Raw genomic sequence first — 15,099 nt, 5'->3', positions numbered from 1 at the left:
CCCTCCCCCCCCCCCCCACAAGGGGGGGAAGAAAGACCCCCCCCCCCCCCCCCCCCCCCCCCCCCCCCCCCCCCCCCCCCCCCCCCTCCCCCCCCCCCCGGGGCACCGCTCCCGCGAAGCGCGGGGAAGCGTTCCTGCGGAGCGGGGTGGAACACGGTGGAGCGTCCCGCCCGCCACCACCCGACCGGCGTAACGCTTCACCCGGCGCCCTGCTCCGCCAGGATCCGGTCGAGCGCGTCGTCGAGGTGGGCGTCGAAGTCGGCGAGCGCCCCCTCCTGGCCCAGCGGCACCAGTTTGTCGGTGCGGTCGAGGAAGGCCACGAGCGGCGCGGTCGACGAACGGAACAGGGCCTGGTCACTGCCGACCTGAAGCCGGATCAGCACCTCGCCCAGCGTCTCGGGGTCGACCGGTGAGACGCGTACGTCGCCCTCGCCGCACGGTCGGCCGACGCCGTCGACCAGCAGCTCCCTGCCGAACGCCCAGGTCACGGGAGCGTCTCCGGGCAGGTGGAAGGTCAGCCGCACGGCATAGGGATCGCAGGTGTCATAACGCAGCTCCACCGGGATGCGGAAGGACAGCTCCTCCGACACGAGAAAGCTCATCATGACCTCTGCCTGTACGGATTCGCGCATCGCCTACCCCGTCATTCGCCGCGGACTGGCCGGGCATGGACCCTGACACCTGATGGAATCTTGCTGAACGTACACAGCAGATCACAAGGAGTGATTCTTCAGATACTGATAGAGAGCGTCAATGCCCCCACCCGGCGCCCCATCTCGGCCTGCAGTCCGCGTGCCGCGGGGAGCAGCCGGTCGGCCTGGTGTGCGGGCAGGGAGAGGGCCACCGTCGCGGCCGTGGTGCCGACGGTGACCGGGATCGCGGCGCAGACCGTTCCCAGGGCGTACTCCTGCCGTTCGATCACCGGCTCCATGCGCCGCACCCGCTCCAGGCGCCTCAGGAGGCCCTGCTCGTCGCGCACGGTGTACGGCGTGACGGACCACACGGGGTAGCGGTCGAGGTGGTCGCGGCGGGCCTCCTCGTCGAGCTGGGAGAGCAGGCACTGCCCGACCGCGTGTGCGTGGCCGGTCTCGCGGAAGTCGGCCCACTCCGGCACCGCGGGGTGGACGGGGCTGTCGGAGACGCACACGACGTCGATCTCGCCCTCGCGGTACACGGCGCAGTACAGGGGCACGCCGATCGCGTCACGCCAGCGGGTCAGCAGGTCGACGATCGTGCTGCGACGTTTCTGCTGTGCTCCGCTGCCGGTCAGCCGCTCGGTCGCCTCACCGAGGAAGAACAGCCCCTTGTCGCGGCGCAGATAACCCTCGTGCACGAGGGTGCGCAGCAGGTGGTACGTGGTGGGAAGCGCCAGCCCCGTCTCACGGGCCAGTTGCTTGGCGGGGGCACCGTACGGGCGCCCGGCGACGGTCTCCAGCAGGCGCATGGCCCGCTGCACGGAACCGATGAGCGTGGTGGTGGGCACCGGTGGGGAGGACGTCGGCGCGTGGGGCTGTGGGAGAACGGAAGCGGTCAGGTGGGCAGGGGCCGTGCCAGTCGTGGCCAAGGGTCACTCCCGAAACGCGAGGGGGCAGCCCGTGCGGGGGAACACGGGTGGGGGTCGCCGCTCGCGGGGATCGTCCCCGCGTCGAGTTCCGGACTCTAACCGGCTGTGACCGCACGCAGACGGCCCGCCGGGAAAACTTCGCCCGCCCGAGGGAACCGGTGATTCCTGTTACCGGACCACCGGTCCCCCTGGGCTCACCAGTCGCCGCGCGACGAGGAACTCGACATGAACTTCCGGACGACGTAGATCAGTCCGCCGACCAGAGCCACGAAGACCAGCAGCTTGAAGAGCAGTCCGATCACGAAGCCGACCACACTCGCTATCAGCCCGCCGAACACCACCAGGGCGATGACCGGCACCGCGATCCACTTCACCCACCACGGCAGTCCCGCGAAAATCTCCCGCATCGCCTCGTCCTTGCCTCTCCGCCCGCCGAGTACCGGGGCGTGTCGATGATGTCCTGCACCCGATGCTAGGGCCGGGCCCGGCCCGGCGGGGGCCCCGGACCCCTTGTCGTCCCCTGACCCGTCCCCTAGGGAACCCCGAGGCCGCCGCTCAGCTCTCCGGGGGGGAGAACACCACCAGAACCCGCAGGTCCTCGCTGATGTGGTGGAACTTGTGCGCCACACCGGCCGGTACGTACACCACGCTGCCGCGCGCCACCTGGGTGGTCTCCGTGCCGACGGTGATCGCCGCCCGGCCGCTGACGACGAAGTACACCTCGTCCTGCTGGTGCGGCTGCTGCGGATCCTGTTCCCCCGCGTTCAGTGCGTAGAGGCCGACCGACATGTTCCGCTCCCGCAGGAACTGGAGGTACGCCCCGTCGTTGGCGGCGCGTTCCGCCTCCAGTTCGTCCAGCCGGAATGCCTTCATCGTCTCGTCCCGCCCCTTGGCTCACTGCTCGTGTCCGATCCCGTCTGCCACGATCAGACACATGAAGAATTTCCTAGTCAAGACGATCGCCAACGCGGGCGCCCTGGCGGTCGCGGTGTGGCTGCTCGACAAGATCACCCTCACGGGTGACGACACGGGCAAGGAGATCGGCACCCTGCTTCTGGTCGCATTGATCTTCGGCCTGGTGAACGTCCTGGTCAAGCCGGTGGTGAGGCTTCTGAGCCTGCCCCTGCTCATCCTGACGCTGGGCCTGTTCACCCTGGTGGTGAACGCGTTGATGCTGCTGCTCACCTCCTGGCTCGCCGGTGTGCTGGACCTGAGCTTCCACGTCGAGGGCTTCTGGACGGCCGTGCTCGGCGGCCTGATCGTCTCGGTCGTCTCCTGGGCGCTCAACGTCGTCCTGCCCGACGGGGACCGCGTGCGATGACCTACCGCGTCTGTTTCGTCTGCACCGGCAACATCTGCCGCTCACCGATGGCCGAATCCGTCTTCCGGGCGCGCGTGGCCGAGGCCGGCCTGGACGGCCTGGTCGAGGTCGACAGCGCCGGCACCGGCGGCTGGCACGAGGGGGAAGCCGCCGATCCCCGCACGGTGGCCGTCCTCCGGGCGAACGGTTACGACACCGGCCACACGGCCCGGCAGTTCGACCCGGCCTGGTTCGCCCGCCTCGATCTCGTCATCGCGCTCGATTCCGGCCACCTCGGGGAGCTGCGCCGCGCGGCCCCCACGGAACGGGACGCGGACAAGGTGCGCCTGCTGCGTTCCTACGATCCCGCCGCCGGTGACGATCTCGACGTACCGGACCCCTACTACGGGGAAGCGGACGGCTTCGACGAGTGTCTTCACATGGTGGAGGCGGCGAGCACCGGTCTGCTCGCCGCCGTGCGCGAACAGGTGGAAGGACGAGCGGCATGAACGATTCGGCAACAGAAGGCGGTCCCGGGACCACCGCACCCGGCTCCTCCCCCGGCGACGGCACCCGCGCGGTGCGGGCCGGGCTGCCCGAGCCGGTCAAGCACGAGCCGACCCTGCCCGGGCCCGTGTTCGCCGCCCACTTCCACCTGCCGGGCGACCCCACCGGCCCGTACACCTACGGCCGGGACGAGAACCCGACCTGGACGCTGCTGGAGCGGGCCGTCGCCGAGCTGGAGGCGCCCGGGCAGGACGGTGTCGAGGCCCTGGTGTTCGCCTCGGGCATGGCCGCGATCTCCTCGGTGCTCTTCTCCCAGCTCCGCGCCGGGGACACCGCCGTCCTGCCGAGCGACGGGTACCAGGCGCTCCCCCTGGTCCGTACCCAGCTGGAGACGTACGGCATCGAGGTGCGCACCGCACCGACGGGCGGTGACGCCCAGCTCGAGGTCCTCGACGGCGCGAAGCTGCTGTGGCTCGAGACCCCGTCGAATCCCGGGCTGGACGTGTGCGACGTACGACGGCTCGTCGAGGCGGCACACGCCCAGGGTGCCGTGGTCGCCGTCGACAACACCCTCGCGACACCGCTCGGCCAGCGTCCGCTGGAGCTCGGCGCCGACTTCGCGGTGGCCAGCGGCACCAAGCAGCTCACCGGGCACGGAGACGTCCTCCTGGGGTACGTCACCGGCCGTGATGCCGCGGCCATGGCCGCCGTCCGCCGTTGGCGCAAGATCGTCGGTGCCGTTCCCGGGCCCATGGAGGCCTGGCTGGCGCACCGTTCCATCGCCACGCTCCAGCTGCGCGTCGACCGGCAGAACGCCACCGCCCTGGTGCTCGCCCGGGCGCTGGGCGAGCGGCCCGAGGTGACGGGGCTCCGCTATCCGGGGCTGCCGGACGATCCCTCGCACGAGATCGCCTCGCAGCAGATGCGGCGCTACGGGTGCGTGGTGTCCTTCACGCTGCCCACCCGCGAGCGTGCCGACCGCTTTCTCGACAGGCTGCGGCTCGTGGACGACGCGACGAGCTTCGGTGGTGTGCGCTCGACCGCGGAGCGGCGCGGCCGGTGGGGCGGGGACGCGGTGCCGGAGGGTTTCGTCCGCTTCTCCGTGGGCGCCGAGGATCCCGAGGACCTGGTGGCGGACGTGCTGCGCGCCCTGGACAAATCCGCCGTCTGACCGCCCGCGGGCCGGGTCGCCCGGCACCCCGCTCACCGCGACGGACGGTCCGAGCCTCCCCCCTCGTGGCTCGGACCGTCCCCGGTTCTGCGCGCGAAGAACCGCGCGACCCAGGCTAGTTGACTCGGTGTCAGTGTCCAATCACAGGAGCGGCAGCGACCTATCGACTTATTTATAGTTGGTTCTGTCCGGGTCGGCGGCGGGGCTGACAAAGGGAGGGCACACGGTGGACCTGGCCTTGCTGCGGACCTTCGTGACCGTGCACCGGGCCGGTTCCTTCACTCGTGCCGCCGCCCTGCTCGGCCTCTCCCAGCCGGCCGTCACCTCCCAGATACGGACACTGGAGCGGCAGCTGGGACGGCCGCTGTTCCTGCGTCAGGCACGCGGTGTGACACCGACGTCCATCGGGGACGAACTCGCCCACAAGGCGGCACCGCATCTCGACGCCCTCGTGGAGATAGCGGAGGCCGGCATCGAGGAGGACTCCTCCTTACGCACCCTCCATCTGGCCGGCCCCCCGGAGTTCACCGCCGAGCGGGCGTTGCCCGTCCTCATGGAGGCGGCCGACGACGGTCAGGGCTTCGCTCTGCGCGCCTCCTTCGGTACCGCCGAGGAAGCCCTGGAAGGGCTGGCCGCCGGGCATCACGATCTGGCCATCAGCACGGTCCGGCCGCGCGGCGCCCTGCTCTCGGCGACCGCGCTCTGCGACGAGGAGCACGTGCTGATCGCCGCTCCGCGCTGGGCCGGGCGGATCGGCCCCGGCCCACTCCACCGCACCGGTGCGTCCGCCCTGGAGCAGGTCCCGGTGATCGAGGTGCACGAGTCGCTGCCGTTCGTCTCCCGCTACTGGGCCTCCGTGTTCGACTCCCGCCCGGCCGGCCCGGGGACCGTGATCGTCCCGGACCTGCGCGCGGTGCTGGCCTGCGCCGCAGCGGGCGCGGGGCTGGCGGTGCTGCCCCGCTATCTGTGCGCGGCGGCACTCGAGCGGGGAGACGTGATCACTCTGCACGAGCCGGCAGTGCCCCCGCTGCGCACGTACTTCCTGGCCGTCCGCACCGGCACGCTGGCCATGCCGCACATCGCCCGTGCCCACGAGCGGTTGCAGCAGGCGGCCACCACCTGGTGCTGACCCGCCGGACGGTCGCCCCGGCCCGGGTATCCGGCTGGTGACGTCGTGCGATGTTTCACGTGGAACCAGCCGGGCCACATTTCCCCCATGACCGTCCGACCCGTGGTCAAGCGCACCGCTCGCGCCGTTCTGCTGGACGGCGACCATCTGATCCTGATCAAGCGCACCAAACCCGGCATGGATCCCTACTGGGTCACCCCCGGCGGTGGAGTCGAGCCGGAGGACCCGACGGTCGTCGACGCCCTGCACCGCGAGGTGTACGAGGAGCTCGGCGCCAAGATCACCGATGTGGTGCCCTGTTTCGTCGACACCGTGGAGCACATCGGTGAGGACGGTGGTGCCACCGGTGTGAAAGTGCAGCACTTCTTCGTGTGCCGCCTGGAGTCCATGGACCCGTCCCTCCGGCACGGACCGGAGGTCGACGAACCCTCCGGCGAGTACGAGATCGTCCGCGTGCCGTTCACCCGCGTCGGTATCGCCTCGGTCCATCTCGTACCGCTCTCGCTGCGGCACTACCTCGACGGCAACATCGAGGGTGTACGCGCGATGCACGCCCCCGACCTCGGCTGACGTCCGACCGCCCACCGGCACGCACCAGCTCGCGGGCTTCCCGCAGGGACCTTCCCCCAAAGGAGCGGCCGGGGCATGGCCGAAAGCGGGCCGCGCCTCCGGAAACGGGTGGACGTCAGCACCGCCGGTCGGACAGCCTGACCTGCGTGCCGACGTCATCTCTTGCCTCTCTGCCCATCCGCCGTCTGACCCTCCGCGACCTCACCGCCTGCGTCGACTTGTCCGAGGACCGGGGGTGGCCGCGGGAGGAGCACAAATGGGGACTCCTGCTCTCGGCCGGAAAGGGGTACGGCATCGACGACCCCGCGGGCGGCCTGGTGACCTCCTGTGTCATCACCGAGTACGGGCCACAGGAGCGTCCCGCCCTGGGCGCCATCGGCATGGTTCTGGTCGCCGAGCGGCATGCCCGTCAGGGCGTGGGACGTCGGCTGATGCGTCATGTGATCTCGTCGATGGGCACCACGCCGCTCACTCTGTACGCGACCCCTTACGGCCGTCCTCTCTACGAGGAGCTGGGTTTCAAGGTCACCGGCCGGGCGGAGATGCTGCGGGGCCGCTTCCTCCCCGCGGGAGCACAGCAGGCGGTCGCCACCCGTGCCGCGACCGCCGAGGACCTCCCCGCGATCCTCCGCCTGGACGAGGAGGCGTTCGGGGTCGACCGCACCCACGTCATCACCCGCCTGCCCGCCTTCGCCGACCAGTTGCGGGTCGCCGAGAAGGACGGGCGGCTCATCGGGTACGCGGCCGCCTGGCCCAACGTGGACACCCACGTCGTCGGTCCGCTGATCGCCCGCGACACCCCGACGGCTCAGGCACTCCTCGCCTCCCTCGCCGCCCGCACGGACCGGCCGCTGCGCACCGACATCGACGTGCGGCACGAAGAGCTGCTGGGCTGGGCGAAGGAGCACGGGCTGGCGTCCGTCGCGTTCAACGACGTCATGACGTACGGGATCACGGAGTTGCCCGGTGACTGGAGCCGCCGGTTCGCCCCGGTGACGGTCGCGGCGGGCTGACCTCTTTCCGCCGGCACGACGGCGCCGGCGCCCGACGGGCTCGGGCGCCGGCGCCGTGTCGTGGGGCCCGTCGTCAGGCGAGGCTGTCCACGGCGGACGTGGCGAAGGCGTGGTCCTGTTCCGGGGCCCCGCCGCCGACGCCGATCGCGCCGATCAGCCGTCCGTCACGCCGGACGGGCACACCTCCGGCGATGAACAGCAGCGGCCGGTCGAGTGCGGTGGGAAGGGTGTGGAAGAGACCCCCGGGCTGCACGGCGTCCACGAGGTCGGCGGTGGGCGCGTCCAACTGGAGAGCGGTGTACGCCTTGCGGGTGCTGGTCTCACCGGAGATCAGCACGGCGCGGTCGTCCCTCCGGAACGCGAGCAGGTTCCCGCCCGCGTCGAGGACGGTGACGCTGACCGTGACACCGGCGGCCTCGGCGGCCCGGCGTGCGGCGGTGACGAGGGCCTCGGCGTCCGCGATGGTGAGCGGGGCGACGGCGGTCGTGTTCATGAAGAGGTTCTCCTCGGGATACAGGTGTGGTCGGTTCTTCGGTGGAAGGGAGCGCAGGCGGGTGCGGGGACGGCCCTGGCCCCGCACCGGTCGGGTCCTGCGGGTCAGTGGGAGACGGCGGTCCGCTGCTCTGCGGGGGCCGAGCCGGCGGACACGGCACCGGTGGCCCTGTCGCGGCGCTCGAGGGCGGCCGAGACGAAGGCCAGTACCAGGGCGCTGGCGGCAAGGAGGGCGCCGACCCAGTTGGGCGCGGTGTAGCCGAGGCCCGCGGCGATCACGAGGCCGCCGAGCCAGGCGGACAGCGCGTTGCCGAGATTGAAGGCACCGATGTTCACGGCCGAGGCCAGGGTGGGGGCGCCGTGCGCCTGGTCGAGAACGCGCTTCTGCAGCGGCGGAACCGTGGCGAAGCCCAGGGCACCGATCAGGGCGATGGTGACGGCCGCGACGATCTTGTGGTGCGCGGTCAGGGTGAAGAGCGCGAGGACGACGGCGAGGGCGCCCAGGGAGACGTACAGCATCGGCATCAGGGCGCGGTCGGCGTACCTGCCGCCGATGAGGTTGCCGCCGACCATGCCGAGGCCGAAGAGGACCAGCAGCCAGGTGACGGAACCGTCGGCGAAGCCGGCCACGTGGGTCATCATCGGCGCGATGTACGTGATGGCCGCGAAGACGCCGCCGAACCCGAGGACGGTCATCGCCATGGCGAGCAGGACCTGGACGTTCTTGAAGGCGGCCAGTTCGTGGCGCAGCCGCACGCCCTCGGGCTTGGGCATGTCGGGCACGAGCCGGGCGATGCCGACCAGGCCGACGAGACCGAGAGCGGCGACGATGCCGAAGGTGACGCGCCAGCCGATGGACTGCCCGACGAGCGTGCCCAGCGGGACGCCGATGACATTGGCGACGGTCAGCCCGGTGAACATCATCGCGATGGCTCCGGCCTTCTTGTCCGGGGCGACCAGGTCGGCCGCGACCACCGAGCCGATGCCGAAGAAGGCGCCGTGGGCCAGTGAGGCGACCACCCGTCCGATCAGCATGACGCCGAAGGCCGGAGCCAGCGCCGAGAGCAGGTTTCCGGCGATGAACAGGCCCATGAGCAGCATCAGCATGCGCTTGCGGGAGACCTTGGTGCCGAGCACGGTCATCAGTGGTGCGCCGAACACGACGCCCAGCGCGTAGCCGGTCACCAGGTAGCCGGCCATGGGGATGGAGACACCGAAGTCACCCGCGACCTCGGGCAGCAAGCCCATGATCACGAATTCCGTCGTTCCGATCCCGAAGGCCCCGATCGCGAGGGCCAGAAGCGCGAGAGGCATGGGGGAGTCGACCTTCCAAATGATTGCAGGAGCGCTTTAGGTGACCTCACAATAGTTGCACGCGCTGGATATTTGCAAACGCCGTATATTGCGCTCTTGCTCTACCCTGGTGTCAGCAGCTCCTGGACGGAGGAAACGCCATGACAGCCACGGATCCCGCACTCACTGCCCTCGCCCAGGGCTGGTGCGCCCTCTCCCTGCTGCACGGAAGGATCGAGGCGCACATCGAGCGTGCCCTCCAGACCGGGCACGGTCTGAGCGTGCGGGAGTACTCCCTGCTCGACGTGCTGAGCCGGCAGCACGACGGCGAGGGAGGCCATCTGCAGATGAAGCAGGTCGCCGACGCGGTCGTGCTCAGCCAGAGCGCGACCACCCGGCTGGTCACGCGGCTCGAGGACCGCGGCCTGCTGGAGCGTTATCTGTGCCCCACCGACCGGCGCGGCATTTACACCAACGTGACGGAGGCCGGGCTCGCGCTCCTGGAGGAGGCACGGCCGACCAATGACACCGCCCTGCGCGAGGCCCTCGACGAGGCGGCGGAAAACCCCGAGCTGGCCCCGCTGGTCAGGGCGGTGGAGACGCTGAAGGCGCCGGTGCCCGCCTAGCCGGGCGGGCCGGAAGCGGTCACCCGCCCCGGCCGTGCCTGCGTAGGGTGGCCGCCATGGGAGATCTCGACATACGTGCCGCAGTGGCCGCCGACGTCCCCGCGATCGTCGGCATGCTCGCGGACGACCCCTTGGGCGCGCAGCGCGAGTCACCGGATGATCTCGGTCCGTACCTGTCCGCGCTGGAACGCCTCAGCACGGATCCGAACCAGCATCTGGTCGTCGCCGTCCGCGGTGACCGCGTCGTCGGCACGCTCCAGCTCACCGTCGTTCCGGGCCTGTCCCGCCGTGGTGCCACCAGGTCGATCATCGAGGGGGTCCGCGTCCACGCCGACGAGCGCGGCAGCGGTCTGGGGACCCGGCTCATCGAGTGGGCGATCGACACCTCCCGCCACCACGGTTGTCACCTGGTCCAGTTGACCTCCGACAACACCAGAACCGACGCCCACCGCTTCTATGAACGGCTCGGCTTCACGGCCTCACACGTAGGCTTCAAGTTGCAGTTGTGACAGACGAACCAGTGTGAGGGAGCCCTGTTCCACGTGAAACAAGGCTCCCCACGGGGCCCGGACCGCCGGGGGTCATCGGGTGGTCCCCCGCCATCCCTCCGGGTCCACTCCCCCCGGAACGGGAGCCCTCTCGTCGTACGGCTGACGTGTGAACACGAACGACCCGAGGTCGAGGTGGCTCACCGATCCATCCGGTCGTCGTACGGGCTTCAGGAGTTCTCCGGCGTAGTACCCCTCCAACCCCGTCCAGGTGCCGTCCCCGTTCGGGCGGAAGCGTGAACGCCGGCCGATGCCGGACAGCGGCTCCAGCGAGACGACATCACCGGCCGACAACCGCAGCGCGAAGGCCTGGGTGCCCCAGTACCACTGCCCCACCCACTCCAGCACCGCCGGTTCGACTTCCCGCAGCGGCTGCCAGGGCGCGGGGACCCGGGGCTCCGCCTCCGCGACGATCCGGACGAGATCGGCGGCGACCGTGAACGGTGCCGGTCCCGAGGTGCAGTTGGCCAGGACCACCGCGGCGACATCGTCCACCGCGCTGATCGTCAGACAGGCGAGAAAGCCCGGCAGCGACCCGGTGTGTCCGACGAGAGTCCGCCCTTCCTGGTGGCGGATCTCCAGACCCAGGCAGTACGCGTAGCCGCCCGCCACGTCCGCCGTCTCCATCGGTGCCGCCGGCGTTCTCATCTCCCGCAGCGACTCGGCGCTCAGCACCCGATCGTCACCGCCCACCAGGAAGGCCGCGAAACGCGCCAAGTCATCTGCGGTCGACCACAGTTGGCCGGCGGGCGCCATTCGCCCGAGGTCCTCCACCGGCTCGGGCAGCAGCACATCGGCCCACGGGTGCACCGCCCAGCCCTCCGCGTACGGCGCCTCGGGACGCGCGCTCGTACGGCGCAGCCCCAGGGGTTCGAGCACCTCGCGCCGAAGCACTTCCTCCCACGAGGCACCGCGCACCCTCTCGACCAGCGCGCCGAGCAACGCGTATCCGGGGTTCGAGTAGTGGAAACGCCTCCCGACGGGGTGCACGAAGGGCCGCTCGCCCAGCACGTCCGCGAGGTCGGGCCGCAGAGCGCCGGGGGTCCGTTCCCACCAGGGGCCGGGGGTCTCGGCGGCCAGCCCACCGCTGTGTGCGAGCAGGTCGGCGATGGTGGCCCCGCCCGCACCCGTCCCCGGCAGGTGCTCCGCCAAGGGGTCGCCGAGGTCGAGCACCCCCTCGTCGCGGAGCCGGAGGATCAGCACAGCGGTGAAGGTCTTGGTGATCGAGCCGATCCGGTACTGGACGTTCCCGTCCGGGACGTGCCCCTCCGCCGATGACCGCGCCCCCGTCCACACGGTCTCCCCGCCCCGCGCCACGGCCGCGACGAGCGACGGCGCACGCCCTTCCGCCTGGGCGACGGCGATCCGGTGCAGCAACGCACGTCCCGTTCCCGGCAGCAGTTCTTCCTGAGGTGTCGTCATGCCCTCAGTTCATCAGGAACGTCGGCTCCCGGTGCTTGCCGGGAGGTGACGGGACCGTCGCGCTCGGGATGCTCCCGGTCCGGTCCGGGCGGGGGGAACGGCACGACGCAGGCGCCCACAGGAGACCTGATCAGGTCTGCGCCATGTCGACGAAGCGCGAGTAGTGGCCCTGGAAGGCGACCGTGATCGTCGCGGTCGGACCGTTTCGGTGCTTGGCCACGATGAGGTCGGCCTCACCCGCGCGGGGGGACTCCTTCTCGTAGGCGTCCTCGCGGTGCAGCAGGATGACCATGTCGGCGTCCTGCTCGATGGATCCGGACTCACGCAGGTCGGAGACCATCGGCTTCTTGTCGGTGCGCTGCTCGGGGCCACGGTTGAGCTGGGAGAGCGCGATGACCGGGATCTCCAGCTCCTTGGCGAGCAGCTTGAGGTTGCGGGACATGTCCGAGACCTCCTGCTGACGGCTCTCGGCGCGTTTGGAGCCGCCGGACTGCATCAGCTGGAGGTAGTCGATGACGACCAGCTTCAGGTCGTTGCGCTGTTTCAGACGACGGCACTTCGCACGGATCTCCATCATCGACAGGTTCGGGGAGTCGTCGATGTAGAGCGGCGCCGCCGAGACGTCCGGCATCCGGCGTGCCAGGCGCGTCCAGTCCTCGTCGGTCATCGTGCCGGACCGCATGTGGTGCAGGGCGACCCTGGCCTCGGCGGACAGCAGGCGCATCGCGATCTCGTTGCGCCCCATCTCGAGCGAGAAGATGACACTCGGCAGGTTGTGCTTGATCGAAGCGGCCCGCGCGAAGTCCAGTGCGAGCGTCGACTTGCCCATCGCGGGACGCGCGGCGATGACGATCATCTGTCCCGGGTGCAGGCCGTTGGTCAGCGAGTCGAAATCGGTGAACCCGGTCGGCACACCGGTCATCTCACCGCTGCGCGATCCGATCGCCTCGATCTCGTCGAGCGCGCCCTCCATGATGTCGCCGAGCGGGAGGTAGTCCTCACTGGTGCGCTGCTCGGTGACCGCGTAGATCTCGGCCTGGGCCCGGTTGACGATCTCGTCGACGTCGTCGTCGGCCGCATACCCCATCTGCGTGATGCGCGTGCCGGCCTCGACCAGGCGACGCAGCACGGCGCGTTCGTGCACGATCTCCGCGTAGTACGCCGCGTTGGCCGCCGTGGGCACCGTCTGCACGAGGGTGTGCAGGTAGGAGGCTCCGCCGACCTTGTTGATCTCGCCGCGCTTGGTCAGCTCCGAGGCGATCGTGATGGGGTCGGCCGGTTCGCCCTTGGCGTAGACGTCGAGGATGGCCGTGTAGATGGTCTCGTGGGCCGGCTTGTAGAAGTCGTGGCCCTTGAGGATCTCGACGACGTCGGCGATGGCGTCCTTGGACAGCAGCATGCCGCCCAGCACGGACTGCTCGGCCTCGAGGTCCTGCGGCGGGACCCGCTCGAACGCGGGCCCTGCCCCGTCCCACACCCCGTTGTCCCGACCCCGGTCGTGCTGCTCGTCACGGCCACGGCCACCGTCGTCTCGGCGGCGGGAGGCAGGCAGACGATCACTGGGGCCGCTGTCGGCCCACGGATCGTCCAAGGGCTCGGAAATGCTCACCGAGCCACCTCCTCCCGTCCGCCGAGCGGACCTCACCGTGCCCTTGTTCTACGGCACGGCACTGACAGATAAGAGGCCCGACTCCGGTTGCCGGGGGCCGATTTCACGGCGTTCTCCAAGCCGGTGGACGGAGCGAGCGCCGGACCACCGTAGGCCCGTCGGCACCGTCAGCCAATCTGGTTATCCACAGGCCTTGTGGACGACCACCCCAATGCTGTGGAGAACTCCGCGAAACCTGTGCACGGCCCGGTGGACAGCCCTGTGAACAAGACCGCAAGGCACTCCACAACACGCCTCTGACCTGCATCTTTACCGTCCACCGGCTGTGCAGAAGAAAAACTTCCCCAGTCGGATCAAGATCACTTCAAGCCGTGGACACACGCCCGTCCACCGATCCCCGCAGTAAGGGTTGGTAAGGCTTTGCATCACTTACCTGTGGACGATTAGATTGGTGCACATGACACAGGCCCCCGCGCGCGCCCGAGCCGCCCGACGGCAGCACGACAGAGAGATCGTCCTGCTGGCCGTCCCCGCCTTCGGCGCCCTCGTCGCCGAGCCGCTCTTCGTCATGGCCGACAGCGCCATCGTCGGCCACCTCGGTACGGCACAGCTCGCCGGTCTCGGCATCGCCTCGGCCCTGCTGATGACCGCCGTCAGCGTGTTCGTCTTCCTGGCCTATGCCACCACTGCCGCTGTCGCCCGGCGCGTCGGGGCGGGCGACCTCCGGGGAGCCATCCGCCAGGGCATGGACGGAATCTGGCTGGCCCTGCTGCTCGGTGCCGTCGTCATCACCGTCGTCCTGCCCACGGCACCGGGCCTCGTCGATCTCTTCGGCGCCTCGGACACAGCGGCGCCCTACGCGACCACCTATCTGCGCATTTCCGCGCTCGGCATACCGGCCATGCTCGTCGTGCTCGCCGCGTCCGGCGTCCTGCGCGGACTGCAGGACACCCGGACGCCGCTCTACGTCGCCGTCGGCGGCTTCCTCGCGAACGCCGTGCTCAACGTCGGGCTGGTCTACGGCGCCGGCCTCGGCATCGCGGGCTCCGCCTGGGGCACCGTCATCGCCCAGTGCGGCATGGCCGCGGTCTACCTGGCCGTGGTGCTGCGCGGGGCGCACAAGCACGGTGCCTCCCTGCGCCCGGACTCCGCCGGGATCAGGGCATCGGCTCGAGCCGGCGTCCCCCTGCTGGTGCGCACCCTCTCCCTCAGGGCCATCCTGATGATCACGACAGCCGTCGCTGCCCGCCTCGGCGACGCCGACATCGCGGCCCACCAGATCATCCTCTCCCTCTGGAGCCTCCTCGCCTTCGCGCTGGACGCCATCGCCATCGCCGGCCAGGCCATCATCGGACGTTATCTGGGAGCCGGTGACGCCCGGGGCGCCCGTGAGGCATGCCGCCGCATGGTGGAGTGGGGCGTCGCGGTCGGGGTCGTGCTCGGCGTGCTGGTGGTGCTCGCCCGGCCGGTCTTCCTGCCCCTGTTCACCAGCGACTCCGCCGTCACGGACGCCGCGCTGCCCGCTCTGGTGATCGTGGCACTGTCCCAGCCGATCTGCGGCATCGTCTTCGTCCTGGACGGAGTTCTGATGGGTGCGGGCGACGGACCGTATCTGGCATGGGCGATGCTGCTCACCCTGGCGGCCTTCACACCGGCCGCCCTGCTGGTCCCCGCACTCGGGGGCGGGCTCACCGCGCTGTGGGGCACGATGACGCTCATGATGTCCGTGCGGCTGCTGACCCTGTGGCTCCGCAGCCGCTCGGGCCGCTGGATCGTCACGGGCGCCACACGCTGACCGTTTCACGTGAAACACCGCGTTTCGCCTGCAGTACGCACCGCACCGCTCCGCCCGACC

The 15,099-nt window shown here is 70.4% G+C and carries 17 protein-coding genes; 9 read left to right on the top strand and 8 right to left on the bottom strand.

Annotated elements, in window-relative coordinates:
- Positions 1–197: 197 nt before the first annotated feature.
- From ACZ56B_RS18435 to ACZ56B_RS18420, 4 genes are all read right to left on the bottom strand, one after another.
- Complete coding sequence (locus ACZ56B_RS18435) at positions 198–632, bottom strand: SsgA family sporulation/cell division regulator (RefSeq protein WP_468791098.1); 435 nt, start codon at positions 630–632, stop codon at positions 198–200.
- A 98-nt stretch (positions 633–730) separates the two neighbouring features.
- A complete protein-coding gene (locus ACZ56B_RS18430; protein ID WP_468791126.1) occupies positions 731–1,444 on the bottom strand; it encodes a helix-turn-helix domain-containing protein in 714 nt (237 codons plus the stop codon).
- A 314-nt stretch (positions 1,445–1,758) separates the two neighbouring features.
- Complete coding sequence (locus ACZ56B_RS18425) at positions 1,759–1,971, bottom strand: DUF5326 family protein (RefSeq protein ID WP_468791096.1); 213 nt, start codon at positions 1,969–1,971, stop codon at positions 1,759–1,761.
- Between the two features lie 148 nt (positions 1,972–2,119).
- Entirely contained in the window at positions 2,120–2,437 is a 318-nt protein-coding gene (locus ACZ56B_RS18420; RefSeq protein ID WP_468791094.1) for a cupin domain-containing protein, read from the bottom strand.
- Between the two features lie 61 nt (positions 2,438–2,498).
- Between ACZ56B_RS18420 and ACZ56B_RS18415 the strand changes: the two genes are divergently transcribed.
- From ACZ56B_RS18415 to ACZ56B_RS18390, 6 genes are all read left to right on the top strand, one after another.
- On the top strand, positions 2,499–2,885 hold the full coding sequence (locus tag ACZ56B_RS18415) for a phage holin family protein (protein WP_468791092.1): 387 nt from the start codon (positions 2,499–2,501) through the stop codon (positions 2,883–2,885).
- Entirely contained in the window at positions 2,882–3,373 is a 492-nt protein-coding gene (locus ACZ56B_RS18410) for a low molecular weight protein-tyrosine-phosphatase (RefSeq protein ID WP_468791090.1), read from the top strand. The genes ACZ56B_RS18415 and ACZ56B_RS18410 overlap by 4 nt, the downstream gene beginning before the upstream one ends.
- Positions 3,370–4,542 carry a cystathionine gamma-lyase gene (locus ACZ56B_RS18405; protein ID WP_468791088.1) on the top strand — a complete coding sequence of 391 codons (1,173 nt, stop codon included), beginning with the start codon at positions 3,370–3,372 and terminating at the stop codon, positions 4,540–4,542. Before ACZ56B_RS18410 ends, ACZ56B_RS18405 begins: the two co-directional genes overlap by 4 nt.
- Before the next feature lie 226 nt (positions 4,543–4,768).
- Entirely contained in the window at positions 4,769–5,671 is a 903-nt protein-coding gene (locus ACZ56B_RS18400; RefSeq protein WP_468791086.1) for a LysR family transcriptional regulator, read from the top strand.
- A gap of 87 nt (positions 5,672–5,758) precedes the next feature.
- On the top strand, positions 5,759–6,241 hold the full coding sequence (locus ACZ56B_RS18395; RefSeq protein ID WP_468791084.1) for an NUDIX domain-containing protein: 483 nt from the start codon (positions 5,759–5,761) through the stop codon (positions 6,239–6,241).
- Positions 6,242–6,387: 146 nt separating this feature from the next.
- Positions 6,388–7,254, top strand: a complete 867-nt coding sequence (locus ACZ56B_RS18390; protein ID WP_468791082.1) for a GNAT family N-acetyltransferase — start codon at positions 6,388–6,390, stop codon at positions 7,252–7,254.
- 73 nt (positions 7,255–7,327) lie between these two features.
- Here the strand turns inward: ACZ56B_RS18390 and ACZ56B_RS18385 are convergent, their stop codons facing one another.
- Together ACZ56B_RS18385 and ACZ56B_RS18380 are read right to left on the bottom strand one after the other, a co-directional pair.
- A complete protein-coding gene (locus ACZ56B_RS18385) occupies positions 7,328–7,747 on the bottom strand; it encodes a GlcG/HbpS family heme-binding protein (RefSeq protein WP_468791080.1) in 420 nt (139 codons plus the stop codon).
- Positions 7,748–7,851: 104 nt separating this feature from the next.
- Positions 7,852–9,060 (bottom strand): MFS transporter, encoded by a 1,209-nt coding sequence (locus ACZ56B_RS18380; protein WP_468791078.1) that lies wholly within the window; start codon positions 9,058–9,060, stop codon positions 7,852–7,854.
- 140 nt (positions 9,061–9,200) lie between these two features.
- Between ACZ56B_RS18380 and ACZ56B_RS18375 the strand changes: the two genes are divergently transcribed.
- Positions 9,201–9,665, top strand: a complete 465-nt coding sequence (locus ACZ56B_RS18375; RefSeq protein ID WP_468791076.1) for a MarR family winged helix-turn-helix transcriptional regulator — start codon at positions 9,201–9,203, stop codon at positions 9,663–9,665.
- Between the two features lie 56 nt (positions 9,666–9,721).
- Positions 9,722–10,174, top strand: a complete 453-nt coding sequence (locus ACZ56B_RS18370) for a GNAT family N-acetyltransferase (RefSeq protein ID WP_468791074.1) — start codon at positions 9,722–9,724, stop codon at positions 10,172–10,174.
- A gap of 72 nt (positions 10,175–10,246) precedes the next feature.
- On the opposite strand, the gene ACZ56B_RS18365 is transcribed toward ACZ56B_RS18370, so the two are convergent.
- Positions 10,247–11,635, bottom strand: a complete 1,389-nt coding sequence (locus ACZ56B_RS18365; protein WP_468791072.1) for a serine hydrolase domain-containing protein — start codon at positions 11,633–11,635, stop codon at positions 10,247–10,249.
- A gap of 130 nt (positions 11,636–11,765) precedes the next feature.
- Positions 11,766–13,244, bottom strand: coding sequence for a replicative DNA helicase (gene dnaB / locus ACZ56B_RS18360; protein ID WP_468791070.1), 1,479 nt, complete (start codon positions 13,242–13,244; stop codon positions 11,766–11,768).
- A gap of 457 nt (positions 13,245–13,701) precedes the next feature.
- Between dnaB and ACZ56B_RS18355 the strand changes: the two genes are divergently transcribed.
- Positions 13,702–15,039, top strand: coding sequence for an MATE family efflux transporter (locus ACZ56B_RS18355; RefSeq protein WP_468791068.1), 1,338 nt, complete (start codon positions 13,702–13,704; stop codon positions 15,037–15,039).
- Positions 15,040–15,099: the final 60 nt, after the last annotated feature.

The organism is Streptomyces sp. NPDC034670, assembly GCF_055574875.1.
Note: the sequence above shows the minus strand (reverse complement) of the source record. Positions and strands in the feature narration are given on the sequence as shown.